Annotated in this window: 25 protein-coding genes; 5 read left to right on the forward strand and 20 right to left on the reverse strand. The window is 72.3% G+C overall.

Translation table 11 applies throughout. The features are described from left to right. Positions 1-33: 33 nt before the first annotated feature. From RB608_RS10155 to RB608_RS10175, 5 genes are all read right to left on the reverse strand, one after another. Complete coding sequence (locus RB608_RS10155) at positions 34-1086, reverse strand: ABC transporter permease (RefSeq protein ID WP_308087736.1); 1053 nt, start codon at positions 1084-1086, stop codon at positions 34-36. Continuing rightward, the gene (locus RB608_RS10160; protein WP_308087737.1) at positions 1076-2626 is read right to left on the reverse strand and encodes a sugar ABC transporter ATP-binding protein; all 1551 of its coding nucleotides are present in this window, start codon (positions 2624-2626) and stop codon (positions 1076-1078) included. Before RB608_RS10160 ends, RB608_RS10155 begins: the two co-directional genes overlap by 11 nt. Beyond that, a complete protein-coding gene (locus tag RB608_RS10165) occupies positions 2623-3762 on the reverse strand; it encodes a substrate-binding domain-containing protein (protein WP_308087739.1) in 1140 nt (379 codons plus the stop codon). The genes RB608_RS10160 and RB608_RS10165 overlap by 4 nt, the downstream gene beginning before the upstream one ends. 123 nt (positions 3763-3885) lie before the next feature. Next, positions 3886-4752, reverse strand: coding sequence for an acyl-CoA thioesterase domain-containing protein (locus tag RB608_RS10170; RefSeq protein ID WP_308087740.1), 867 nt, complete (start codon positions 4750-4752; stop codon positions 3886-3888). Between the two features lie 10 nt (positions 4753-4762). Further along, complete coding sequence (locus tag RB608_RS10175; RefSeq protein WP_308087741.1) at positions 4763-5662, reverse strand: alpha/beta hydrolase; 900 nt, start codon at positions 5660-5662, stop codon at positions 4763-4765. A gap of 74 nt (positions 5663-5736) precedes the next feature. Here RB608_RS10175 and RB608_RS10180 point away from each other — a divergent pair, with 74 nt between their 5' ends. After that, complete coding sequence (locus tag RB608_RS10180; protein WP_308087742.1) at positions 5737-6387, forward strand: TetR/AcrR family transcriptional regulator; 651 nt, start codon at positions 5737-5739, stop codon at positions 6385-6387. 41 nt (positions 6388-6428) lie between these two features. Here RB608_RS10180 and RB608_RS10185 read toward each other — a convergent pair whose 3' ends face one another. The 6 genes from RB608_RS10185 to RB608_RS10210 form a co-directional block, all read right to left on the reverse strand. Next, on the reverse strand, positions 6429-7562 hold the full coding sequence (locus RB608_RS10185; RefSeq protein WP_308087743.1) for an acyl-CoA dehydrogenase family protein: 1134 nt from the start codon (positions 7560-7562) through the stop codon (positions 6429-6431). 4 nt (positions 7563-7566) lie between these two features. Continuing rightward, positions 7567-8616 (reverse strand): acyl-CoA dehydrogenase family protein, encoded by a 1050-nt coding sequence (locus tag RB608_RS10190; protein ID WP_308087745.1) that lies wholly within the window; start codon positions 8614-8616, stop codon positions 7567-7569. Positions 8617-8628: 12 nt separating this feature from the next. Next, positions 8629-9393 (reverse strand): 3-oxoacyl-ACP reductase FabG, encoded by a 765-nt coding sequence (locus tag RB608_RS10195; RefSeq protein ID WP_308087747.1) that lies wholly within the window; start codon positions 9391-9393, stop codon positions 8629-8631. Between the two features lie 72 nt (positions 9394-9465). Then, on the reverse strand, positions 9466-9930 hold the full coding sequence (locus RB608_RS10200) for a MaoC family dehydratase (RefSeq protein ID WP_308087749.1): 465 nt from the start codon (positions 9928-9930) through the stop codon (positions 9466-9468). 49 nt (positions 9931-9979) lie between these two features. Further along, complete coding sequence (locus tag RB608_RS10205) at positions 9980-11125, reverse strand: acyl-CoA dehydrogenase family protein (protein ID WP_308087750.1); 1146 nt, start codon at positions 11123-11125, stop codon at positions 9980-9982. A gap of 69 nt (positions 11126-11194) precedes the next feature. Beyond that, positions 11195-12391 (reverse strand): acetyl-CoA C-acyltransferase, encoded by a 1197-nt coding sequence (locus RB608_RS10210; protein WP_308087751.1) that lies wholly within the window; start codon positions 12389-12391, stop codon positions 11195-11197. A 75-nt stretch (positions 12392-12466) separates the two neighbouring features. On the opposite strand from RB608_RS10210, the gene RB608_RS10215 reads away from it, so the two are divergent. Together RB608_RS10215 and RB608_RS10220 are read left to right on the forward strand one after the other, a co-directional pair. Beyond that, positions 12467-13291, forward strand: coding sequence for an enoyl-CoA hydratase/isomerase family protein (locus tag RB608_RS10215; RefSeq protein ID WP_308087752.1), 825 nt, complete (start codon positions 12467-12469; stop codon positions 13289-13291). A 42-nt stretch (positions 13292-13333) separates the two neighbouring features. Continuing rightward, the gene (locus tag RB608_RS10220) at positions 13334-13978 is read left to right on the forward strand and encodes a nitroreductase family protein (RefSeq protein ID WP_308087754.1); all 645 of its coding nucleotides are present in this window, start codon (positions 13334-13336) and stop codon (positions 13976-13978) included. A gap of 111 nt (positions 13979-14089) precedes the next feature. Here RB608_RS10220 and RB608_RS10225 read toward each other — a convergent pair whose 3' ends face one another. Continuing rightward, the gene (locus tag RB608_RS10225; protein ID WP_308087755.1) at positions 14090-14272 is read right to left on the reverse strand and encodes a hypothetical protein; all 183 of its coding nucleotides are present in this window, start codon (positions 14270-14272) and stop codon (positions 14090-14092) included. Positions 14273-14440: 168 nt separating this feature from the next. Between RB608_RS10225 and RB608_RS10230 the strand changes: the two genes are divergently transcribed. Beyond that, on the forward strand, positions 14441-15118 hold the full coding sequence (locus tag RB608_RS10230) for an FCD domain-containing protein (RefSeq protein WP_308087756.1): 678 nt from the start codon (positions 14441-14443) through the stop codon (positions 15116-15118). Here the strand turns inward: RB608_RS10230 and RB608_RS10235 are convergent. From RB608_RS10235 to RB608_RS10255, 5 genes are all read right to left on the reverse strand, one after another. Further along, the gene (locus RB608_RS10235; RefSeq protein ID WP_308087757.1) at positions 15105-15371 is read right to left on the reverse strand and encodes a hypothetical protein; all 267 of its coding nucleotides are present in this window, start codon (positions 15369-15371) and stop codon (positions 15105-15107) included. The two genes, RB608_RS10230 and RB608_RS10235, sit on opposite strands and share 14 nt — an antisense overlap. Positions 15372-15381: 10 nt before the next feature. Then, complete coding sequence (locus RB608_RS10240) at positions 15382-16524, reverse strand: dihydrolipoamide acetyltransferase family protein (protein WP_308087758.1); 1143 nt, start codon at positions 16522-16524, stop codon at positions 15382-15384. Next, positions 16517-17512 (reverse strand): alpha-ketoacid dehydrogenase subunit beta, encoded by a 996-nt coding sequence (locus tag RB608_RS10245; RefSeq protein ID WP_308087759.1) that lies wholly within the window; start codon positions 17510-17512, stop codon positions 16517-16519. Before RB608_RS10245 ends, RB608_RS10240 begins: the two co-directional genes overlap by 8 nt. Continuing rightward, entirely contained in the window at positions 17512-18636 is a 1125-nt protein-coding gene (locus RB608_RS10250) for a thiamine pyrophosphate-dependent enzyme (RefSeq protein ID WP_308087760.1), read from the reverse strand. The genes RB608_RS10245 and RB608_RS10250 overlap by 1 nt, the downstream gene beginning before the upstream one ends. A gap of 73 nt (positions 18637-18709) precedes the next feature. After that, a complete protein-coding gene (locus tag RB608_RS10255) occupies positions 18710-19825 on the reverse strand; it encodes a Glu/Leu/Phe/Val dehydrogenase dimerization domain-containing protein (RefSeq protein ID WP_308087761.1) in 1116 nt (371 codons plus the stop codon). Positions 19826-20004: 179 nt separating this feature from the next. On the opposite strand from RB608_RS10255, the gene RB608_RS10260 reads away from it, so the two are divergent. After that, complete coding sequence (locus RB608_RS10260) at positions 20005-20514, forward strand: Lrp/AsnC family transcriptional regulator (RefSeq protein WP_308087762.1); 510 nt, start codon at positions 20005-20007, stop codon at positions 20512-20514. 94 nt (positions 20515-20608) lie between these two features. Here RB608_RS10260 and RB608_RS10265 read toward each other — a convergent pair whose 3' ends face one another. The 3 genes from RB608_RS10265 to RB608_RS10275 are packed head-to-tail and all read right to left on the reverse strand — an operon-like array spanning position 20609 to position 22702. Then, the gene (locus RB608_RS10265) at positions 20609-20818 is read right to left on the reverse strand and encodes a hypothetical protein (protein WP_308087764.1); all 210 of its coding nucleotides are present in this window, start codon (positions 20816-20818) and stop codon (positions 20609-20611) included. Positions 20819-20871: 53 nt separating this feature from the next. Continuing rightward, on the reverse strand, positions 20872-21348 hold the full coding sequence (locus RB608_RS10270; RefSeq protein WP_308087766.1) for a hypothetical protein: 477 nt from the start codon (positions 21346-21348) through the stop codon (positions 20872-20874). Between the two features lie 22 nt (positions 21349-21370). Next, positions 21371-22702: a hypothetical protein gene (locus RB608_RS10275; protein WP_308087768.1), complete on the reverse strand. Its 1332-nt coding sequence runs from the start codon at positions 22700-22702 to the stop codon at positions 21371-21373. Between the last annotated feature and the right edge of the window lie 38 nt (positions 22703-22740).

A 22740-nucleotide genomic window follows, 5' to 3' on the forward strand; every position in this document is an offset into this window, starting at 1 on the left:
TCCGCGGCTCGACCGCGGACCGGCGCGGGCGGCTCAGCTCGCCCGGCGCCGCCGACGGCGCGTGCGACGGCCACTCAGCACGGCCGCACCGACCGCGACCAGGAGCGCGAGCCCGTTGAACAGGTCGGTGACCCAGAGCTGGTTGCCCATCAGCTGGAGCCCCTTGACCCCGGTCGCCAGCAGGACGACGGCGATCACCGTGCCCCAGACGTTGAATCGTCCCGGCTTCACCTGGGTGGTCGCCAGGAAGCAGGCCGCGAAGCTCGGCAACAGGTAGGCCGGCCCCAGGGTCGGCGCCACACTGCCGATCTTGGCCGTGACCAGCACGCCGGCCACGGAGGCGAAGAGCGCCGTGACCACGAAGGAGCCGGCGACATACCGGACCGTGCGGACGCCGGCCAGGCGAGCGGCGTCCGGACTCGCCCCGACTGCATAGGCCCGGCGACCCGCGGGACTGTGCTCGAGCGCGTACCACACCAGGAAGCACAGTCCGATCGCGTAGACGGCCACCACCGGCAGCCCGAACAGCTCCGCGTTCGCGATGCCCTGGAAGCCCTCCGGCACGGGTCCCACGAACTGGTAGTTGGAGACGAGGGAGGTGACGGCGAGCAGGACCGAGCTCATGCCCAGGGTCGCGATCAGGCTGTCGATCCCGACACCGGCGACCAGGATCGCGTTGACGACGCCGACCGCCACGCCCACCAGCAGGGTGATGGTCACGGCGAGCACGGGGCTCAGGTCCTGCTTGACCATGAGGGCACCACAGAGCACGGCGCTCATGCCGAGGTTCTGGGCGGCCGACAGATCGAACTGACCGACCGCCAGGGTCACCAGCAGGCCGAGGGCCAGGATCAGCGTCACCGACTGGTCGCCGGCGATGCTCGTGATCGTCGAGCTCGTCGGGAAGGTCTCCGGGAGCCGGATCGAGAAGAAGGCCACGAAGACGGCCAGGAGCAGGAGGCCGCTGTAGCGGGCCGGGCGCAGCGCACCCAGGATCCGGCTCGGGGACCTCCTCGCGTCGCGGTCGTCGGCGTCGAGCGCGGGCACGTCGTCCGCACGGCTCTCGGTCTGCGCATCAATCGTCATCTGAGGTGGGCCCTTCCAAGCTTTCGGCGACCGAGTCGCGGATGGTCTCGCTCACGATGCGGGCGACGGAGAGCTCGTCCTTGTCGAGCACGGAGGTCACCGCACCGTTGCGCATGATGAGGACGCGGTCGCACACGGCGCACAGCTCCTCCGCGTCCGAGGAGGAGAGGACGACGGCACGTCCCTGGCTCGCGATCTCGGCGAGAGCGCGGTAGATCGACGCCTTGGCGCCCGCGTCGACCCCACCGGTCGGCTCGTCGAGGAGCAGGACCTGTGCGTCGACCCGGAGCCAGCGCGCCAGCACGACCTTCTGCTGGTTGCCGCCGGACAGCAGCGACAGCAGGCGGTCGGGATCGTCGGGTACGACGTCCAGCCGCTTCAACCACGGCTCGACCTCGCGACGCTCCCGGCGCTGTCCGAGCCAGCGCGCCGGGCCGGCGGACGGCAGCCGGGGCAGGGTGAGGTTCTCACCGATCGTCCAGGACTGGATGGTCGAGAGCCGCTTCCTGTCGGCCGGCGCGTAGGCGACGCCCGAGGCGATCGCCCGGTCGGGGCGTCCCGGGTCCAGTCGACGGCCGGCGACCTCCACCTCGCCCGACGTCCGCGGCCTCGCCCCGTAGACGATGCCCAGGACCTGGTCGTATCCGGACCCGATGAGGCCCGTGATGCCGACGATCTCGCCGGCGCGCACATCGATGGAGAAGTCGTCCACCTGCTCGCCGACGACCTCGTCGGCGCGCAGGAGCACGTCGACGCTCGCCGTCGGCACCGAGGGCGCGAACGCTGTCGGCCTGCGGCCGATGATGAGCTCGACGAGGCCGTCACTGGTGACGTCGGCGACCGGCCGGGTCGCGATCCGGCGCCCGTCGCGCAGCACTGTCACCCGATCACCGATGTCGAAGACCTCGCGCAGCCGGTGGGTCACGTAGAGGACAGCGGTGCCCTGGTCGCGCAGGCGCCGCACCAGGCCGAACAGCTGCTCGACCTGGTGCTGAGGGAGCGACGCCGTGGGCTCATCGAGGACGAGGACCGCCGGCGCCGTGTCGGCGCCGGCGACGGCGCGGACGATGGCGACCATCGTCTGCTCGCCCGGGGTGGCGGCGGACAGGGGGGCGGCCGGATCGAGGTCGAGGTCGAAGCGGTCGAGGAGCCGGGTCGCGGCGGTGCGCTCGGTCCGCTCCGAGACCCACCACCGGCCGGCGTACCTGTTGCCCAGAGCGAGGTTGTCGACGACATCCAGGTCCGGGACGAGACCGAGGTCCTGGTGGATGAAGGCGACGCCGTGATCACGGATCGTCGGGCTGCCGAGGACGACGGAGCGCCCGTCGAGCACCGCGGCCGATCCCGGGTCGGGCGCGTGGTAGCCCGCCAGGATCTTGATCAGCGTGGACTTCCCGGACCCGTTCTGTCCGAGCAGGCAGTGCACCTCACCGGATCGCAGCTCCAGGTCGACGTCGTCGAGCGCCTTCTGCGCCGGGAACGTCTTGGACAACGACTCGATGTGCAGCACGACCCGCCCGGAGGCGTCCGGCGAGCTCATCCCACGTGCCAGGCGTCGTAGTAGGCCTGCGCGTACTCCGGCGGCTCGACCTGGTTGTCGGCGTCGGACACGTTGTCCTCGACGTAGACCTGCTGCCAGCCGATCGGGTCCGCCCGGTCCTCGAGCGGGACGTCGGTCATCAGCCGGATCAGCTGGTCGACGACGCGATAGCCCGCGGCGGCGAGCTCCAGCCCGATCGACGCCCACTGCTTGCCGGCCTGGATCGCCTCCAGCGCGGCCGCGTCCGCGGCCCTGCTGATGATCTTGACCCGGTCCTGGAGGCCGGCCGCCTGGAGGGCGGCGGCGAGACCGGCGTTGTAGTCGACGACCGCGAGGGCGACGTACGCCGTGTCGGGATGGGCCTGCAGATAGCTGACGATCTGGGAGGGGACCGTCTTGCCGATGTTGGCGTTGGAGACCTCGAGGATGCCGGGCTCGGCACCGGCGCTCTTCATCGTGGCCTCGAACCCCGCCTTGATCGGGCCCCAGGAGCCCTCGAAGGACGGGTCCCAGACGAAGACGGACTCGACCGGACCGTCCGCGTCGGCGAGGACCGACTGCGCCATCAGGGTGCCGGTGAAGTGGGCGTCCCGTTGCCCGAACACCACGCCCCCGATGGGGGTGTCGGCCTCCGCGAGCGGATCGCCGAGGGGCGAGATGGCGACGATCCGGGTGCCGGCGGCGTGGATCTTCGCCAGCTGCTTGGCCACCGACGAGTCGGGCAGCGCCGAGATGTAGGCGAGGGCGTCCGGCGGATCGGCGGCCACCTGGTTCATCGCGGAGGTGTACCCCTCCGGAGTGCTGTTCGTCTGCAGGGTGGAGACCGTCCAGCCGAGCTTCTCCGCGGCCTCCCGCGCACCGTCCGAGAGCGTGACGCACACCGGGATCGAGCAGGTCACCATGACGAGCCGCTTGCCGGTGGGAGCGGGCGCCGGAAGCTCCGGCACCGCCGCGGCCTCCTGGATCTGCGTGTACCGGTCGAAGGCCGCCCCGGCCTCGTCGACCACCTGCTGCTGGGCGGGGGTCAGTTCGGCGCTGCCGCCGCCCCCGTCGCCGTCGTCTCCGCCGCACGCCGTCGCCAGGCCGAGCACACCGACGAGGACGGCCACCATCGAGGCCCTGAACTTTTTCGACATCGCTTCACTTTCGGGTCGTCGAGCGCCGAATCGCTCGGGAGGGGTGGGCACTGCGGCCGCTCCCTCCGTCCGAGGGTGATGCGCACCACAGAGAAAACATCCTACGGAGTAGGTTTCTCTGGGTCAACGGGTCGAGGGCACGCCGTCGCCCTGCGGCGACGCGACGCGGAGCAGTCCCTCCTGCGAGGTGCTCGCACACAGGCGTCCCGCACGGTCGAACAGGCGCCCGGCGACCAGGCACCGGCCCGCCCCCGCCCAGTCACTCCGGCCCTCGTAGAGCAGCCAGTCGTCCGCACACCACGGCGCGTGCATCACCACCGAGTGGCCGATGGTCGCGAACCAGACGTCCCCGTCCTCGATCCGGTGGGGGTGCGGCTCGAGCGCCGCGGTCAGCAGGAGCAGGTCGGAGAGGTACACGAGAGCCGCGTCCCGGCGCCCCTCGCCGTCGCCGACCGGGCCCCGCGCGCGGATCCAGACCCGCAGGACCGGCTCGCCCACCCGGACGCCCTCGCGATGCAGGCCCGCGTCGGGGAACCGGACCTCGACCCGGAGCCGCTGCATCACCTCGGAGATCCACGCGACCAGCGCGGGCTCGCCGGCGAGGGCCCGCTCGACGGGCAGCAGGCGCTCCGGGGCGGGGACGTCGGGCGCCGCGACCTGGTGCCGCAGGCCGCGCTCCTCGGCCTGGAACGAGGCCGTGAGGAGCAGGATCGGCCTCTCCCCCTGGGACGCCTCGACGGTCCGGGCACTGAAGACGCCGCCGTCCCGAGCGACCCCGACGCGATAGTCGACCGGGACCGCCGTGTCGCCGGCCCGGAGGAAGGAGGCCGTCATCGAGTTGAGCTCCCGGCCCGGCGGCACCGTGGCGCGGGCGGCCAGCATCGCCTGGGCAGCCACCTCGCCGCCGTACAGACGCGTCCGAGGGCGGTCGGACGGCACGCTGCGGTAGGTCAGCGACGAGAGCCGACGGAGGCTGAGGATCTCGTCCACCGCGACGACCTCACCAGGTGGCGAGCAGGGCCCGCAGGGTCGCGACCAGGGCGAGCGGCCGATCGAGCATCACGTGGTGGCCGGCGTCGGGGATCTCCACCGTCGGCACGGATCGGACGGCCGGGTCGAGCCGGGACAGGTCGGCCGCGGGCATGCCGTGCTCGGCCCGCACCATGCGGAGCCGGCCGGCCAGGCGTCCCAGATCCAGGGGGTCGAAGTCCCGTTGGCCGGCGAAGATCCGCGGGTCGAACTTCCAGCTCCAGCCCGCCGGAGTCCGACGGATCGACGTCGCGGCGATGTGCTCGAACACGTACGGGAGCGAGCGCTGGTCGGGGATCAGGCGGAACCGGGCGAGCGCGTCGGCCGGGTCCGGATAGACCGGGGCCGGCCGGAGCGCCCGCTCCTCGTTGGCGGCGCGCTCGGCATCGCTGTAGGGGACCGTCCGGCAGTCGACGACGATCGTGCCGCGGACGGCCCGGCCGTGTCGCAGCCCGTGCCGCAGGGCCACCAGCCCGCCCATGCTGTGGCCGACGACCACCGGCGGTCCGCCGAAACCCCCGGCGGCCACGACGGCAGCCACCTCGTCGGCCCAGTCGTCGAGCTCGTAGCGGTCCCGGTGACCGCTGTCGCCGTGGCCCGAGAGATCGAGCGCGACGACGCGTCGACCGCCGTCGACGAGCAGCGGCGCGACGTGGTCCCACCAGCCGGCGTGGGCGCCGCCGCCGTGGACCAGCAGCACACCCTCGGCCGCGCCGGCGGGACCCCACGCGCGAAGGCGGATCCGCACCCCGTCGTCCACCGCGCACTCGGCCGTCTCCGGCCGGTGCGCGAGTGCTCGTGCGAACCAGTCGGGGCGCGTGTCGAGCACCGCGCTCGGGGTGGGTGTCGAAGCAGGGGGGTCGAGCAGCACAAGGAACATACTACCACGTAGGTTTTTCTTCCGGCCGTCCTCGGCCGCACATTCCGCCGAGTAGTATGTTGTCCATGCGACAAGGTGCCGCCTCCGACAGCGACCGCGAACTCCGCCCCAAGCAGAAGGCCAGCGCTCGCGAGATCCTGGACGCCGCCGCGACGGCCTTCTCCGAGCGCGGCTACGCGGCCACCTCGATCGACGACGTCGCCGACGTGCTCGGCTGCACCAAGGGCCGGATCTACCACTACTACCGGACCAAGGGCGATCTGTTCATCGGCATCCACCACCAGGCCCTCGAGTGGGCACTGGAGGCCGTGGGCCCGCCGGCCGAGCGCGTCGATCTCGATCCCGCGGAGCGGCTGCGCCAGATGGTCCATCAGCATGCCCTGCACCTGATGAACCGGTCCAGCTACATGGGCCCGGCCCAGTACCAGATCGAGATGAACCTCGCGAGCGAGGGCCGCAACAAGGAAGCGCAGATGCAGAAGATCCTGAGCATGCGACGCCAGTTCGAGGACCTCTACGTCACCGTGGTCAAGGAGGGCGTCGCCGCGAAGGCCTTCCGCGACGCCGACGTCAATCTGCTGGTGAAGGCCGTGCTGGGCGCGGTCAACTGGATGCACGCCTGGTTCAGTCCGACCGAGCCGAAGGACTCCCCGGCCGAGCGCGAGCGCATCGCCGCGGAGATCGCCGAGTTCGCGGTCCGCGGCGTCGTCGCCTGACCCGACCTACCAGGGCCGGCCGGGTCAGCCTGGATGCAGGATCAGCCCTGCTGACGCGGGAGGCCCAGCATCCGCTCGGCGAGGATGTTGCGCTGGACCTGTGCCGAGCCGCCGTAGATGCTGCCGGCCCGCCCGTACAGATAGCGGTCGAACCACTCCGCCCGCCCGGGACTGCCGACGTCGGTGACCAGCTCGATGCTGAGGTCCATCAGCTCCTGCTCCACCGCGGTCATCAGCAGCTTGTCGACCGAGCTCTCGGGGCCCGGCGGCGCGCCCGAGACCCGCGCGCTGAGGGTGCGCAGGCAGTGCATGCGCAGGACCTCGAGGTGGGCCGCGACCCGGCCGAGCCGGAGCCGGGCGGCCCGGTCCGCACCGAGACCGCTGGCCGTCAGCACCTCCCCGAGCTCGGAGAGGTAGCGCGCGAACTTCGGGAGATAGCCGGTCTCGACCGCTCCCCGCTCGTAGTTGACCACGTCCATCGCGATCCGCCAGCCGTCGCTCGGCTCGCCGAGCATGTTCTCCGCCGGGATGCGCACCCCGTCCAAGAAGATCTCGGCGAACTCCTCCTCGCCGTTGGCCAGCACGATCGGCCGGACCGTCACTCCCGCGGTGTCGAGCGGCACGATGAACGCGGAGATCCCGCGATGCCGGACAGCGTCCGGGTCGGTCCGGGCCAGCAGCAGGCAGTAGTCGGCGAAGGCGCCGTAGCTGGTCCAGATCTTGTGCCCGTCGATCACCCACTCCTCGCCCTCCCGGACGGCGCGCGTCCGCAGCGACGCCAGGTCGGAGCCGGCCTCGGGCTCGGAGAAGCCCTGGCACCAGATCTCCTCGACCGCCAGCAGCGGGCGGAGGTACCGCCGGCGCTGCTCCTCACTCCCGTAGCGGTGGAGCGGTCGCCCCAGATGACCGAGCGGCAGCAGCGTGGGGGCGTTCGCGCGGCCGAGCTCCTCGCTCAGGATCGCCTCCTCCATCGGACCCAGCCCCTGGCCGCCGACGTCGGTCGGGTAGGACAGCGCGACCCACCCGGCCCGGTAGAGACGCTCCTGGAAGGCACGCATGTAGGGCCAGCGCTCGGCCAGCACGGCCGGCTCGGACTCGTCGGGGACGTTCTCGGCCAGCCAGGTCCGCAGCCGCGCGCGGAAGCGCGCCTCCTCGGCGGAATCGCGGAGATCCATGTCGTCAGTTCCCTTCCAGGATGCGGTCGGCGAGCAGGAGCATCGGGGCGTCCGGGCCGCCGAAGGCGGCGTGGTGCAGGTGTGCGGTGCGCAGGCGCAGATGAGCGTCGTGCTCATCGGTGACGCCGATGCCGCCGAGCACCTGGATCGACGTCTCGCAGACCCGTACGGCGGCGGCTCCGGCGTAGGCCTTGGCCGCCGCGGCGACCCGCATCGCCTCGTCGATCGGAGCGTGCTCGGCGGCCCAGGAGGCGCCGTAGGTCATCGACCTCGAGGTCTCCACGTCGACGAGCATGTCGGCACACAGGTGCTGCACGGCCTGGAAGGAGCCGATCGGACGCTGATACTGATGCCGCTGCCGGGCGTACTCCGTCGCGGTCGCGAGGGCCCCGTCGGCCAGTCCCGTCAGCAGGGCGGCGGCACCGGTCCAGGCCATCGCCCGCGCCCGCCGCGCGTCGTCGCCGCGCGGCGCGGCCGCCGGGACCGGATCGAAGCGCCGGAGCCGGTGCAACAGGTCCACGTCGTCCACCTCCTCGCCCGCGGCGAGCTCGTAGGTCGTCGCGACCCCGTCGGGGGAGAGCGCGACGCCACGTGCGCCCGCGACCCAGTCGAAGGCGATGCTCACGGAGCCGTCCGGGCCGTCCGGGCCGTCCGGGCCGTCCGGGCCGTCCGGGTCGGCGAGGTGCTGGTCGAGCAGGACGGAGTACGGCTCCCCGGCGGCGAGACCGGCCAGCGCCGCCGGCGGGCCGCCGGCGAAGCGGAGCAGCGCCGCCGCCGCGATCGCCGTCCCGACGTACGGCACCGGAGCCAGGTGTCGCCCGAGCACCTCGGCGACGACACACGCGTCGGTGAGCGAGCCGCCGGGGCCGCCGTGCTCGACGGGCACGAGCAGGGCGACGAGGTCGAGCTCGACCAGCGTGGACCACAGCGCGGCGCGCAGCTCACCCCCGTCGGTGGCGGCGCTGCGTGCGGGGGTGGCGGCGAGGGCCTGACCGACCACCTCGTCGGTGACCTTCTGCAGGAACTGCTGGTCATCAGAGAGCGCGAATCGCATGGGTATCCGTCCTCAGAGCTTCGAGCCGCCGTCGACGTACAGCGTCTGACCGGTCACATAGGAGGCCTCGTCGCTGCACAGGAACGCCGCGGCCGCGGCGATGTCGTCCGGCGAGCCGACCCGCCGGACCGGGTTCCGCTCCGCGCGGGCGTTGCGGAACTCCTCGACGCCCAGGCCGAGCCGCGCGGCGGTGGCATCGGTCATCTCGGTGGTGACGAAGCCGGGGGCGACCGCGTTGACGTTGACGCCGAACGGCCCGAGCTCGATCGCCAGCGCGCGGGTGAACCCCTGGACACCCATCTTCGCCGTGGAGTAGTTCGCCTGACCGCGGGTGCCGAGGGCCGACGTGCTGGAGAGGTTGAGGATCTTTCCGTACCGCTGCTCTACGAAATGTCGTTGCGCGGCCCTGCTCATCAGGAAGGCACCCTTGAGATGCACTCCCAGGACCAGGTCCCACTCGTCCTCGGGCATCTTGTGGATGAGGTTGTCGCGGGTGACCCCGGCGTTGTTGACCAGGACATGGAGTCCACCGAGGTCGCCGACGACGGTGCCGATCGCCGTCTCCACGGCGGGTGCACTGCTGACGTCGGCGACCACGGCCGTGGCGGCGGCGCCCGGCCGCAGCGGCAACCGGTCCGCCGCCTCGGCCACCGCCGCGGCGTCGAGGTCGACGAGCGCGACCGATGCGCCTTCCTCCGCGAACCGGGAGGCGATCCCCCACCCGATGCCACGAGCGGCGCCGGTCACGACGGCGACCCGTCCCTGATAGCGGCCCAATGTTCTCTCCTTGCTGTCAACGGTGCGGGGCGAGGACGTCGGTCCGATCGCCGGGAGGGGTGGACGAGGTCGTCAGACCACGAGGAGCCGGATGCTGTCGGCGACACACGCCGGCCGGTCCCGGCCCTCGATCTCGATGGTGAAGCGCACGACCGCGCGGGTGCCCGACGCGACGTCCTCGACGCTGAGGAGGTGGGCGCGGGCGCGGATGCGGGCCCCGGATCGCACCGGCTCGGGGAACCGGACCCGGTCGAGCCCGTAGTTGACCGACATTCGTGCGCCGCCGACCGTGAACGCGGTGCGCCCCAGCACGGGCAACAGCGACACGGTCAGATAGCCGTGCGCGACGGTCGCACCGTACGGGCCGGAGCGGGCTCGCTCCGCGTCGACGTGGATCCACTGCCGATCCCCGGTCGCCTCGGCGAACGCATCGATGCGGTCCTGGCCGACGACGAGCCACTCTCCGGTGCCGAGGTCCTCGCCCACGGCGGCCCGGAGGCCGGCGATGTCGGCGAAGTGACGCGGGCCTGACTTCATGAGAGAAACATACTACTGCGTAGGTTTTTGTCAATGCTCATGCTCCCGCTCATAGGGCGCGGGCGATGAGCTCCTTCTGGATCTCGTTGGCGCCGCCGTAGATGCGCTGGGCCCGGGCGTCGGCGTACAGCCGGGCGATCGGGTACTCGGTCATGTAGCCGTAGCCGCCGTGCAGCTGCAGGCACTTGTCGATCACCTGACCCTGCACGTCGGTCAGCCACCACTTGCACATCGCCGACGTCGGCAGGTCGAGCCCGGTCGCCAGGTGGGTGGTCATGCAGTCGTTGAGAAAGGAGCGGGCGACGGTCGCCAGGGTCGCGCACTCCGCGAGCTCGAAGCGCACGTGCTGCTTGTCGAACAGGGGACCGCCGAAGGCCTCGCGCTGCTTGACATAGTCCGTGGTGACGGCGACCGCCAGCTCCATGGCCGTGACCGCCGTGATGCCGACGATCAACCGCTCCTGGGGCAGCTTGCGCATCATGATGGCGAAGCCGCCGCCCTCCTCGCCGAGCAGGTTCTCCGCAGGGACCAGGACGTCGTCGAAGAACAGCTCTGTGGTGTCCGCGCCGTGCTGGCCGATCTTGTCCAGCGGGCGGCCGCGGGAGAAGCCCGCCGCACCCGCGGTCTCCACCACGAGGAGCGAGATGCCCCTGGCACCCAGGGACGGATCCGTCGAGCAGGCGACGACGACGATGTCCGCGCTCCCCCCGTTGGTGATGAAGATCTTCGATCCGTTGAGCCGCCAGCCGTCCGCCGTCCGCTCGGCCCGGGTGCGGATCGCCTTGAGGTCCGACCCGGCCGCCGGTTCGGTCATCGCCAGCGCGGCGACGTACTCGCCCGTCGCCATCTTCGGCAGCCAGCGCTGCTTCTGCTCCTCGGTCCCGTGCTGGAGGAGGTAGTCGGCGACCACCCCGCTGTGCATGGCGTTGCCCCAGGAGCGGTCGCCGTGCCGGGCATAGGCCTCCTGGACCGTCGCCTGATGCAGGAAGCTGCCGCCGCCACCGCCGTACTCGGTCGGGACGGCGACGCAGAGCAGGCCGAGCTCGCCGCACCGGAGCCAGAAGTGGCGGTCGACCTGTCGGCGTGCCTCCCATCCCTCTCGACGGGCGGGAATCTCGCGGTCGAAGAAGTCCGACGCCATCGCGAACAGGTCCGCGGCCTCACCGGTCAGCCACGGGCGGGGGATCGAGTCCATCCTCAGGGTTCTCCTTCTCAGAACTGGGGGTCGGAAGCGGGGGAGGCGACGCCGGGCGGACGCCGTTCCTCAGAGGCGCTCGATGACCGTCGCGGTGCCGAGACCGCCGCCGCAGCACATCGTGATGAGCCCGAATCGCCCGCCGGTGCGCTCCAACTCGTGTAGCGCCTTGGCGACGAGGACGCCGCCGGTGGCGCCGAGCGGGTGACCGAGCGCGATCGCGCCGCCGTTGACGTTGACCCGCCCGTGGTCGGCTCCGAACTCCTTCATCCAGGCGCAGGCCACCGACGCGAACGCCTCGTTGATCTCGACGACGTCGAGAGTGTCGACGGTCAGGCCGGTCCGGCGCAGGATCGCCTCGGTCGCGGGGATCGGGCCGGTGAGCATGAGGACCGGATCGGAGCCGACCAGGACCGAGTCGACCACCCGCGCGCGGGCGCGCAGCCCGAGGGCGTCGGCCCGCTCCGCGCTCATCAGGAGCACCGCGCTCGCACCGTCGGAGACCTGCGAGGAGTTGCCGGCGGTGTGCAGACTCGCCGGCTGCCGGTCAGGCTGGTTGAGCCGCAGCGTCGCGAGTCCCTCGAGCGTCGTCGGGCGCATCCCCTCGTCTCGGCCGACGAGGACGGTGCCGGAGACGACGCCGTGCTCGTCGACGACCGGTGTTTCGACGGGCACCACCTGGGCGTCGAACCGACCCTCGTCCCAGGCCCGGGCCGCTCGATCCTGAGACGTCTTGGCGAACCGGTCGAGCTCCTCGCGGGAGAGGTCCCACTGCTCGGCGATGCGGTCGGCGCCCTCGAACTGGATCGTCGGCTCGTGGACCTCGGCGTACCGGCCACCGCGCGGGTTGCCGAACGGACCGTCCGGGGGCATGTTGCTGCCCAACGGGATCCTGCTCATCACCTCGACGCCACAGGCGATGGCGACCTCGCCCAGACCGCCGGCGATGTGGGCGTGCGCCATCAGCAGGGCCTCCTGAGCGGAGCCGCACTGGGCGTTGACCGTGGCCGCCGGCACCTCGACGGGGAGTCCCGCGGTCAGCCAGGCGTTGCGGGTGACGTTCGCCGCCTGCATGCCCAGCTGGAGGACACACCCCCCGATGACGTGATCGACCTCCGAGCCGGTCAGTCCGGAACGGGCCACGAGCGTGGCGAGCAGGTCGCCCAACAGCTCGTTGGCGTGCCGGTGGGCCAGCCCACCGTTCCGCCTGCCGACCGGTGTCCTGACGGCATCGACCACGACGACGTCGCGCATTCGCCCACTCACTTTCCACCCACGGGGGGTCCGCATCTGGTGCTAACATACTACCACGTAGGTTTTTTTCGATTGATGGAGGCGTAGATGGACTACTCGAACCTGGGACCGGAGCTGCTGGTGGAGGCGGAAGGTCCTCTGCGGATCGTGACGCTGAACCGGCCCGATGAGCTGAACTCGTTCAACGGCGCCATGCACACCGCGATGCGGCGCGTCTGGGACCAGCTCGTCGATGACGAGGGCGCCCGCGCCGTCGTCCTGGCCGGGGCGGGACGGGTGTTCAGCGCGGGTGGCTATGTGCCCGACTTCATCCGCAATCACCACGACCTCGCGGCCCGACGCCGCGACATCCGCGAGGGCGAGCGCCTCGTGCGGGCCATGCTGTCGTGCGAGCTGCCGGTCGTCGCGGCGGTCCACGGTCCGGCCGTCGGACTGGGCTGCAGCCTCGCCTCGATGTCGGACTTCGTCGTGATGGGCGAGGACGCCTTCCTCAGCGACCCGCACGTCGCGATCGGCCTGGCCGCCGGCGACGGCGGCATCGTGACCTGGCCCTGGCAGACCAGCCTGCTCGTCGCCAAGGAGTACATCCTCCTCGGCGACCGGATGCCCGCCGCGGACGCGGCGCGGCTGGGGCTGTGCAACCGGGTCGTGCCCACCGACCAGGTGCTCGCGACGGCGAAGGAGTACGCCCTGCGGTTCGCGCAGCTGCCCGCCCAGTCCACGCGCGACACCAAGCGCGCCCTGAACATGCACCTGCTGGACTCGGCCAACACCGTGCTGAACTTCGCCCTCGCGGCGGAGTACGAGTCCTTCGGGACCGAGGACATCAAGATCCGCGTCGCGGAGTTCCTCGGGAGCGAGGAACACGGCTCGAGTGACGTCGCCGCCGCCGGCGCGCCGGCGACGGCATGATCAGCACCGCTCCGACCGCGCCCGGTGAGGAGGGAGATCGCGATGGACACCACGGTCACTGACGAGCTGCTGAGCACCACCCGGGCCGTACGCCGCCGGCTGGACGTGGAGCGTCCGGTCGACCGGGAGGTGATCCTGGACTGCCTCCGGCTGGCGATCCAGGCGCCGACGGGCGGCAACAAGCAGAACTGGCGCTGGATCGTCGTCGACGACCCCGACGTGCGGGGCCGGATCGCCGAGACCTACGCCGCGCATACGCTCCCCGTCATCGAACGCCGCTACGACGCCCTCGACGAGCAGACCAAGCGGGTCTACGACAGCGCCCGCCACCTCACCGAGATCCTCCACCGGGTCCCCGTCATCGTCGTACCGTGCGTCTCCGGGCGGCCGGACGCCCCGGACGCACCCCCGGCGGGGGCGTACTACGGCTCGATCTTCCCCGCGATCTGGAGCTTCCAGCTCGCGCTGCGGTCCCGTCGGATGGGCTCGGTGCTCACGACGCCGTTCATCGGCAGGTTGGAGGCGCGGTACGCCGAGATCCTCCGGCTGCCTTCCACCGTCACCCCGATCGCGCTGCTGCCGGTCGCTTACACGGTCGGCGACCGGTTCAAGCCCGCCGCCCGCCGCCCGGTCGAGACCGTCACACACTGGAACGCTTGGGACGCCGACGCTCCCGCGGCGCGATGAGGCCGTGAGGGCGCCGGGCAGCTGGCGATCAGCTCCCGGCGTCCTCGGTGATCGCCCGGAAGGCGTCGATGGTCTCCTGCTCGTCCTGCTCGGTGCCGTAGTCGCTGAGCTTCACGACGACGGTGCCGGTCCGCGGACCGACGTAGATGTACTGGCCGTAGTGCCGATCGCCGACAGGTCGCGGGCGGTGTACATCGGCGCGGTGCCGGTGAAGGGCCAGTACGCGTTGTCGTCCTCGCGGACGTCGATGCCCGCCGTCATGTCGAGCAGGTCGCGCACGTCACCTCGCCGCACGCCGTGCCGGCCTCGAGTTCCGGAGCAGCTCCACCAGCCGGTCGTTCTCGCCGAGCTCGCCCCGTCCGATCGCCTGCCCGACGAGCAGCGACACGAACGACTTGGCCACCGTGTCCGGTGCTGGCCAGGAGTCGTCGTCCCGACTCCTCAGACAAGTAGAGGAGTAGGATGAGATCCGTGCCGCCCATCCGCCGCCACTCGCTGGCCGACCAGGCCGCCGAGGCCCTACTCGAGCGCATCCGCTCGGGCGAGTGGGCGCTGGGCGCCAAGCTTCCCGCCGAGACCACCCTGGGCCCCCAGCTGGGCGTCGGCCGGTCGACGGTGCGCGAGGCCATCCGTCAGCTGGCGGGACTGGGCGTCCTGCAGACGCGGCAGGGCGCCGGCGTCTTCGTGATCTCGCTCGAGGCCAACGACGAGTGGGATCTGGTGCTGCGCCGGGCGGCCATCACGACCGTGCTCGAGGCCCGGATCTCCATCGAGAGTGAGGCCGCGGCGCTGGCCGCGGAGCGACGGACACCGGCGGACGTCCGGCGGATGCGCCGCGCGCTGGAGGCCCGAGCGGGGTCCCAGACGACGATCGAGGACCTCGTCGACGCCGACCTGGCGTTCCACCGCAGCATCCTGAGTGCCTCGCACAACGAGATCCTGGTCGGCATGTTCGACGACCTGACACCACGGCAGCGTCAGGCGATGGTGGAGATGCTCCGCATCCACCACGGCTTCGACGGCAACGAGGACCACGGGGCGCACGCGCAGGTGCTGGAGGCGATCGTCGCCCGCGAGCCCGAGCAGGCCCGCACCCTGAGCCGCGACCACCTGCAGTCGCTGAGGCTCAGCCTGTCCTGACCACCTCGGTGACGCCGACGATGCGGCCGAGCCGTCGCTCGAGCAGGCCGGCCGACGGATCGGCCGGCGTGCCCCCGAGCTCCATCCGGACCCGGGTCGACCCGTCCGGCCGGGTGTCGAGGACGAAGCGGCGCACGTCGTAGTGCGCGACGAGCGAGGCGATCCGCAGCAGCAGCGCCTCCTCGCCGCCCGCCGTCACCCGGAGCACGGTGGGCCGGGCGAGCGCCGCGCGGCCGCCGGCGTCGGTCATCACCGCCGCCGGTCTACAGCAGCGCCCGAGCGGGATCGCTCAGGATGTCGGCGACACACCGCAGCACGGTGGCCCCGAGCTCGCCGTCGACCAGCCGGTGGTCGATCGAGATCGACAGGGTCATGACCTCACGTACGTCGAGCGCGCCGTCGACCACCCAGGGCCGCTGCTCGATCGCGCCGAGCGCCAGGATGGCCGCCTCCGGCGGGTTGAGGATCGGCGTCGCGCCCTCGACCCCGAAGGACCCGACATTGGTCAGCGTGAGCGTGCCGCCCGTCATGTCGGCCGGCGCGAGCTTCCCGGCCCGCGCCCGGGTGACCAGGTCGTCGATCGCGTCGGCCAGTTCGCGCAGGGAGAGCGTCCCGGCATCCTTGACGTGGGGGACCATCAGGCCACGCGGCGTCGCCGCCGCGATGCCGAGGTTGAGCGCCCCGTGAAGCACGATCTCCTGCGCCGCGTCGTCCCAGGACGCGTTGATCTCGGGGTGGCGCGCCACGGCGATCGCGGTCGCCCGCGCGACGATCAGCAGGGGGCTGACCCGCACGTCGCGCCAGGCGCGGTCCGCACGCAGCCGCCGGACCAGCCGCATGGCGGGACTCACGTCCACCGTGGTCCACATCGCCGCGTGCGGCGCGGTGAACGCCGAGCGCACCATCGCCTCCGCCGTCGCCCGGCGCACCCCCTTGACCGGGATCCGCCGGTCCACCGGTGCCGGTACGACGCCCGCAGCCGGTGCGCGCTCGAAGGACGGCTCCTCCGGCCGGCGCAGGTGCACCCGGCGGGCGACCGCCGCGCGCGGCCCGGTGCCCACGAGCACCGCCGGCGCCGGCTCCTCCGGCTCCTCCGGCCGCTCCTCGACCGACACCGGTGGTGCCGCCTCGGCCGGGTCCGGATCCGCGCGTACCTCTCCCGCGGCGCTCCCGATCGCGATCAGTGGGGCACCCACGGGCAGCTCCTGGCCCGGCTCGGCGTACAGCTCGAGCACGACGCCGGCGTACGGCGACGGCAGCTCGACGACCGACTTGGCCGTCTCCACGTCCACCAGGACGTCGTTGACCGCCACCTCGTCGCCGACCCGGACGTGCCAGGCGACGATCTCGGCCTCGGTGAGGCCCTCCCCGACGTCGGGGAGCCGGAACACCTGCGGCTCAGACATGCGCTGTCGTCCTTCCGAAGTTCAAGGACCGGTCGATCGCCAGCAGGACGCGGTCGACGTCGGGGAGGAAGGCGTCCTCGACGTGGGCGGGCGGGTAGGGGAGCTGGTAGGCGCCGACCCGCTGGACCGGGGCCTTGAGCTCGCGGAAGCAGCCCTCGGTGATCGCGGCGGCGATCTCGGCGCCGATCCCGAGGAAGGTCGACGCCTCGTGGACGACGACCGCGCGGCCGGTCTCCGCCACGCAGCGCTGCAGGGTCTCGACGTCGAGTGGGGAGATCGAGCGCAGGTCGACCACCCCCACGGAGACACCGTCCTCCTCGGCGGCCTCGGCCGCGGCGAGCGCCACCTTCACGCTCGGCCCGTGGGCGATGAGGGTGCAGTCGCGCCCCTTGCGGAGCACCAGGGCGCGGTCCAGCGATGCCGGACTCGCGTCGAGGTCGACCTCACCCTTGTCCCAGTACGCGCGCTTCGGCTCGAAGAAGACGATCGGGTCGTTGCTCCGGATCGCGGCGCGCAGGAGGCGGTAGCCGTCCTGCGGGTTGGAGCACGAGACGACCCGCAGCCCGGCGGTGTGGGCGAAGTACGCCTCGTTCGACTCGCTGTGATGCTCGACCGCGCCGATGCCGCCGCCGGCCGGGATCCGGATCACGACGGGGAGCTGGACGCGACCGCGCGAGCGGGCCCGCATCTTCGCGAGCTGGCTGACGATCTGGTCGAAGGCGGGATAGACGAAGCCGTCGAACTGGATCTCGCACACCGGCCGGAAGCCGCGCAGCGCCAGCCCGATCGCGGTGCCGACGATGCCGGACTCGGCCAGCGGGGTGTCGATGACACGGTTGGCCCCGAACTCCGCGGCCAGGCCGTCGGTGACCCGGAAGACGCCGCCGAGGGTGCCGATGTCCTCGCCGAGGACCAGGACGCGGTCGTCCTCGGCGAGGGAGCGCCGCATCGCGAGGTTGAGTGCCTTGCCGAGCGGGAGGACGGCCATCAGCGACCACGCCCCGTCGCCTCGAGATGGGCCTCGTACGACGCGCGCTCGCGCTCCACGGGGTGCGGGTCGGCGTACACCTCGGCGAAGAGGTCGGCGAGGTCGGGGCCGGCGAGGGCCTGGCACTCGGCGCGGGTGCGCGCGGCGAGCTCGCTCCCGTCGGCGTCGACCGCGTCGAACCAGTCCGCCTCGACGCCGAGGTCCGTCAGCGCGGTGCGCAGCCGGGTCAGGGGGTCGCGGCGCCGCCACGCGTCGAGCTCCTCCTCCGTGCGGTAGCGCTTCGGGTCGTCGGACGTGCTGTGCCCGCCGATCCGGTAGGTCTCGGCCTCGACCAGCGCCGGGCCCTGACCGCGGCGGACGCTCTCGACGGCCTCCGCGGTGACGGCGTGCACCGCGAGCGCGTCGTTGCCGTCGACCCACCACGACCGCAGGCCGAATCCGGCCGCACGGTCGTGCAGGCTGGTGCCGAACTGCTTGCTGGTCGGCGTCGAGATCGCCCACTGGTTGTTCTGGCAGACGAAGAGCACGGGCAGCGCCATCGTCGCCGCCCAGTTGAACGCCTCGTTGACGTCGCCCTGGCTCGCGGCGCCGTCGCCGAAGTAGACGACGGTGACGGCGTCGTCGCCGTCCAGGCGGCACCCGAGGGCGTACCCGACGGCGTGCAGGGTCTGGGTGCCCAGCACCAGCGAGTTGAAGTGGAGGTGGTGCTCGGCCGGGTCCCAGCCCGCGTGCGCGATCCCGCACCACTGGGCCAGCAGCTGGGCCGGGGTCAGCCCGCGCACCAGCCCCACCGCATGCTCGCGGTAGCTCGGGAAGATGTGGTCGCGATCGGCGAGGGCGTGGACCGAGCCGACCTGGGCCGCCTCCTGGCCCTCGCACTGCAGCCACAGGCTGAGCTCACCCTGGCGCTGCAGGGCGACCGCCTCGCGGTCGAGCGCGCGCGCCCGCACCATGTCGCGGTACAGCCGGCGGGCGAGGTCGACGTCGACGCCCCGGGCGCGCCCGGCGTCGGTGAGCCGGCCGTCGGGACCGACCAGCTGCACCGGGACCGGGGCGGCCGGCGCCGACGGGTCGGTCCGGGTCGCCGGCACGGCCGGGGTCTGGCTCAGGGCAGGGTGGGACATGGCGTGCTCCTCCATGGGGGCGGGGCGCCGACAGGGCGCGGATGGGGCGCCGACGGGGCGAGGCGGCGTGGCGTCAGCGGGCGAGACGCGCGCGGGCCTGCTCGTCGGCCACGCGGCCGGTCGGCAGGAGGGTGGCCGCGGCGGTGGTGAGGATCCCGCGCACGGTCGAGCCGACGGCTTGGACGCGCCGGTCGACCTCGGCGGACGACCAGCCGAGCAGCTCGCCGCCGACCTGGATCAGGCCGCCGCTGTTGGCGGCATAGTCCGGCACCCAGACGATGCCGCGCGCGGCGAGGAGCTCGTCGACCTCGGCGGACGCCAGCTGGTTGTTGGCCGCGCCGCAGACCACCCGCGCACGGAGGCGGTCGACGGTGTCGACGTCGAGGGTCGCGCCGAGGGCGCACGGCGCGTAGACGTCGACCTCCGCGTCGATCACCGAGGGCAGCACCTCGACGACGTCGTCGGCAGCGCGGCGGGCAGCGCGGTCCGCAGCGGGGCCGGCGGCGAGCTCGGCACGGAGCCGCGCCAGCGCCGCGGGCGAGGCGTCGCTCACGGCGACCCGCGCCCCCGCGACCAGGAGCAGGTCGACCAGGTGCCGGCCGACCTTCCCGACCCCCTCGACGCCGACCCGCCGTCCGCGCAGCCCGTCGTCGCCCCACACGAGCTCGGCGGCGGCGCGCATGGACTCGAAGACCCCGGTGGCCGTCGACCGGCCGCTGTCGCCCGAGCCGCCTCCCGCCCGGGTGCGTCCGGTGACGTGACGGGTCCGGGTGCCGACGACGTCGAGGTCCGCGTCCGTCGTACCGATGTCGGCGGCGGTGACGTAGTGCCCGGCGAGCCGATCGACGAAGCCGCCGTACGCCGCCAGCAGCTCGGGCGTCTTCTGTGTGTCGGGGTCGCCGATGATGACGGCCTTGCCGCCACCGAGCGGCAGGCCGGCGAGGGCTGCCTTGAAGGTCATGCCCTGCGAGAGCCGCAGCACGTCGACCAGAGCCGCCGACTCGTGCGGGTAGGCCTTGAACCGGGTGCCGCCGAGGGCCGGTCCGAGGGCGGTGGAGTGGATCGCGATGATCGCGCGCAGTCCACTCCGGTCGTCGCGGCAGAAGACGACCTGCTCGTGGCCGGCCGTGGCGAGATCGTCGCTGCGGTCGAAGACGGCGAGGGGTTCGACGGGGGTGGTCGTCGGCATGAGGAGCGCGCTCCTTGTCTCACCTCGTCGCCGCCCGGCTTGTGGCCCGGCGGTCCCGAGGAGCGGGTGTTCGGGATATGACAATCCTCATTTTGGTTGTCGTCACCGTCAAGCCAGTGACCAACAACTATGCTTTCCGACAACCTTCACCCCGGCCGACGTACGGAGAGCTGAGCACCGTGACAACCATCGACCGGCTCGACGCCGAGATCCTCGGCCGGGTCGCGGCCACCGCCCGCCCCGGCGTCGCCGAGATCGCGGCCGCCCTCGGCGTCAGCCGTGTGACCGTCCAGCAGCGCCTCCGGCATCTCGAGGAGATCGGCGTCCTGCTCGGCTACCAGCCGATCATCGACCTCGACGCGGTCGGCCTCGCGGTCCAGGCGCTGGTCACCCTGGAGATCGACCAGCGCGTCATGGGGCCGATCGTCGAGGGGCTCGCCGCGTTGCCCGAGGTCCTCGAGGTCCGGATCCAGGCCGGCCGCGAGGACCTCCTCGTCCGCGTCGCGATCGAGTCCCTGGAGGCCCTGCAGACCCTGACGGCCGCGATCGTCGGGATCGAGGGCGTCCGCAAGACGACCTCGACCTTCACCGTCTCCACGCCCGTCCCCTACCGCGCCCAGCCGGCCCTGGCGAAGCTGACCGCCGACGCCGGCTGGGGCAGGTCGACGCCGTCGCCCGATCTGGACTGAGGACGCTCCCCGGGAGGCGACGAAGCCCCGGATCCGAGGATCCGGGGCTTCCCGCAGGGCCTTGCTCGACCCCACCACGACGCTCAGGGCGCCGCTACGGTCGCCAGGTGTCCTCCGAGCTCGACGACGCCCGCGGCTGACGACGCTTGAGGTCGCTGATCTGCCGCTGCGCGTTCTGGATGGTCTTCAGGGCGAACGCCTTGTCCTGGTCCGCCGGATAGCGTCGGTACTTCTCGATGTGGGCCCGGATCGCCCGACGGTGGCCGGCGATCTTGGTCTCGGTCTTCTTCAGGTCTTCTGCCATGCCCCTCCTACCGATCCCGGCTCGCAGCCCGACGGAAGGGGGCCCGAGGTCGGCTAGTCGCGGACGTGGCCATCGGGCCACACGTTGACGAGCACGCGGTCGGTGGCCTCACGGCGCGCGACGATATCGCCGGTCCCCCCCTTGCCCCGGGCACCCAAGCCGTCGTAGACGACGATCAGGACGTCCGCCACGTCGTCGATGTACTCGCCGGCCGCCAGGTAGGCGTCCTCGCTCGGCTCGTCGTAGGGCAGGGCGATCTCCTCGACCGCGAGGCCGCGAGCAGCCCGGAACAGCGGCAGCGCCTCGGGAGGCATGGTCGACTCGATCGAGGCGCACGGGTTGACGAACACGATGTCGCCACCGGCGGCCAGCACCGCCCAGGCGAAGACCTGGTCGGATCCCGCCGCCAGCGACGTGTAGCCCCGAAGGGGTCCGGGCAGCCTGCTGAGCTCCTCGGCGATCCGGGCCGCCACGACCAGCCGCGTCTCGGGACGGATGCCGATGTGGCCGCTGACGCCGACGGTGGTCACTGCTGTCTCCTGGTCGCGTCGTTCAGTTGCTCGCCGCACGCATCGCCTGCTCGGTGAGCAGGAGCTCCGAGGCCGGTGCCTGGGAGCGTGCCTTGAGGAAGTCGATGCGCTGGAGCTGGTGCTCGACCAGCTCCTCGCGAGCCGCGTCGCTCAGGCGGGGGCGGCTCACGTAGTCCCTGGCGAACACGTCGACCCTCAGCTCGCCCTGGATCGCTCGCGGGAGCACCCGCGACCCGACGAAGCGGGCGCCGGTGTCACCGGTGGCCGCCTCGAAGGTCAACGGGAAGATCACCGGGATCGTCGTGTCGTCGTAGGCCCGTGCGTAGAGGACGGCCCCGCGGGACCGCTGATAGGTCGTCGCCGCCGGGACCCAGGTCTCGATCGTCGGCTCGCCCGAGCCGCTCGTCCACACCCGGGTGTGCAGGTTCTGCCAGGGAGACCGGGAGCTCACCACGCGGGGCGGGACCTGCCCGGGGTCGACCGCCTCGGTCAGGACCAGGTCGTCGCCGTCCGTCGGCTGCTGTCCCGCCGAGGCGCCGCGTGTCCCCTGGTACGACGGCTGCGACTCGGTGGCCAGCGTCGCGAACCTCTCCCGCGCCTCGACGAGGCGGCCGGTGAGCCACGCCAGCCAGCTCTGCCCCGCGGTGGCGGGCTCGACGGCGGGAGCCGTCAGTGCGGTGAGTCGCGGGTCGTGGGCGATCTCCAGGCATGCGTCGTAGCCGGGTGCGTCGGGGTCGACCAGATCGACCACCGCGCGCAGCGCGGCCACCAGCACGTCGCCCTCGTGTCCGGCGACCTGCCCGGACTCCATCAGTCCCCGCACCTGTTCGGCGACGAGCGCCCCGTGCGGACTCAGCAGGTGCCGTACCGGCTCCAGGTCCGGGAGCATCGCCTCCGCGAGATGCGCCAGTCCGCCGACCTCCACCTCCAGGAGGTCCTCCTCCAGGGCAGTGACGCCGTCCCAGTCGGTCGGCCAGTGGCGGTGCAGCCAGGAGCCGAGCCCGAGGCGCGTCACGACCGACGAGAGGTGGTCGACCGTCGCGAAGTCCCGCCAGACGGCCGAGTAGTCGGGATCGTCGGCGTACTTGGCGACCTCGGCCGCCACGGCCGGGCCGTAGACCGCGGCGAGCCACGGCTGTGCCTCGTCGGGGTCGTCGACGAGGGCGGCAGGAGCCCCGGTCGGCTGCCGGACGTCGACGAGGAGCCAGCCGCCGGCAGCGGGCAGGACGGCGCCGAACACGTCGCTCGGTGCGCCGCTGGCGCTGAGCTCCATGGCGGTGGGCCTGATCATCACGGTGCCGTCGTCGGTACGACGGACCGTCACCTCGGTCCACCTGTCGCCCGTGCTGCTCATCCGGTACTGCCTTCCCCTCGGGTCACCACGTTCCCTAC

It is taken from the genome of Nocardioides sp. LHD-245 (assembly GCF_030929495.1).
GTDB lineage: Bacteria > Actinomycetota > Actinomycetes > Propionibacteriales > Nocardioidaceae > Nocardioides.

What these genes read in the sequence shown, in the direction of transcription:
- RB608_RS10160 (WP_308087737.1), bottom strand. Translation starts at nt 2,626, where the DNA reads ATGAGCTCGCCGGACGCCTCCGGGCGGGTCGTGCTGCACATCGAGTCG.
- RB608_RS10165 (WP_308087739.1), bottom strand. Translation starts at nt 3,762, where the DNA reads ATGTCGAAAAAGTTCAGGGCCTCGATGGTGGCCGTCCTCGTCGGTGTG.
- RB608_RS10180 (WP_308087742.1), top strand. Translation starts at nt 5,737, where the DNA reads ATGCGACAAGGTGCCGCCTCCGACAGCGACCGCGAACTCCGCCCCAAG.
- RB608_RS10205 (WP_308087750.1), bottom strand. Translation starts at nt 11,125, where the DNA reads ATGGACTCGATCCCCCGCCCGTGGCTGACCGGTGAGGCCGCGGACCTG.
- RB608_RS10240 (WP_308087758.1), bottom strand. Translation starts at nt 16,524, where the DNA reads ATGTCTGAGCCGCAGGTGTTCCGGCTCCCCGACGTCGGGGAGGGCCTC.
- RB608_RS10220 (WP_308087754.1), top strand. Translation starts at nt 13,334, where the DNA reads ATGGACACCACGGTCACTGACGAGCTGCTGAGCACCACCCGGGCCGTA.
- RB608_RS10265 (WP_308087764.1), bottom strand. Translation starts at nt 20,818, where the DNA reads ATGGCAGAAGACCTGAAGAAGACCGAGACCAAGATCGCCGGCCACCGT.
- RB608_RS10230 (WP_308087756.1), top strand. Translation starts at nt 14,441, where the DNA reads ATGAGATCCGTGCCGCCCATCCGCCGCCACTCGCTGGCCGACCAGGCC.
- RB608_RS10190 (WP_308087745.1), bottom strand. Translation starts at nt 8,616, where the DNA reads ATGCGATTCGCGCTCTCTGATGACCAGCAGTTCCTGCAGAAGGTCACC.
- RB608_RS10250 (WP_308087760.1), bottom strand. Translation starts at nt 18,636, where the DNA reads ATGTCCCACCCTGCCCTGAGCCAGACCCCGGCCGTGCCGGCGACCCGG.
- RB608_RS10255 (WP_308087761.1), bottom strand. Translation starts at nt 19,825, where the DNA reads ATGCCGACGACCACCCCCGTCGAACCCCTCGCCGTCTTCGACCGCAGC.
- RB608_RS10185 (WP_308087743.1), bottom strand. Translation starts at nt 7,562, where the DNA reads ATGGATCTCCGCGATTCCGCCGAGGAGGCGCGCTTCCGCGCGCGGCTG.
- RB608_RS10155 (WP_308087736.1), bottom strand. Translation starts at nt 1,086, where the DNA reads ATGACGATTGATGCGCAGACCGAGAGCCGTGCGGACGACGTGCCCGCG.
- RB608_RS10245 (WP_308087759.1), bottom strand. Translation starts at nt 17,512, where the DNA reads ATGGCCGTCCTCCCGCTCGGCAAGGCACTCAACCTCGCGATGCGGCGC.
- RB608_RS10275 (WP_308087768.1), bottom strand. Translation starts at nt 22,702, where the DNA reads ATGAGCAGCACGGGCGACAGGTGGACCGAGGTGACGGTCCGTCGTACC.
- RB608_RS10200 (WP_308087749.1), bottom strand. Translation starts at nt 9,930, where the DNA reads ATGAAGTCAGGCCCGCGTCACTTCGCCGACATCGCCGGCCTCCGGGCC.
- RB608_RS10215 (WP_308087752.1), top strand. Translation starts at nt 12,467, where the DNA reads ATGGACTACTCGAACCTGGGACCGGAGCTGCTGGTGGAGGCGGAAGGT.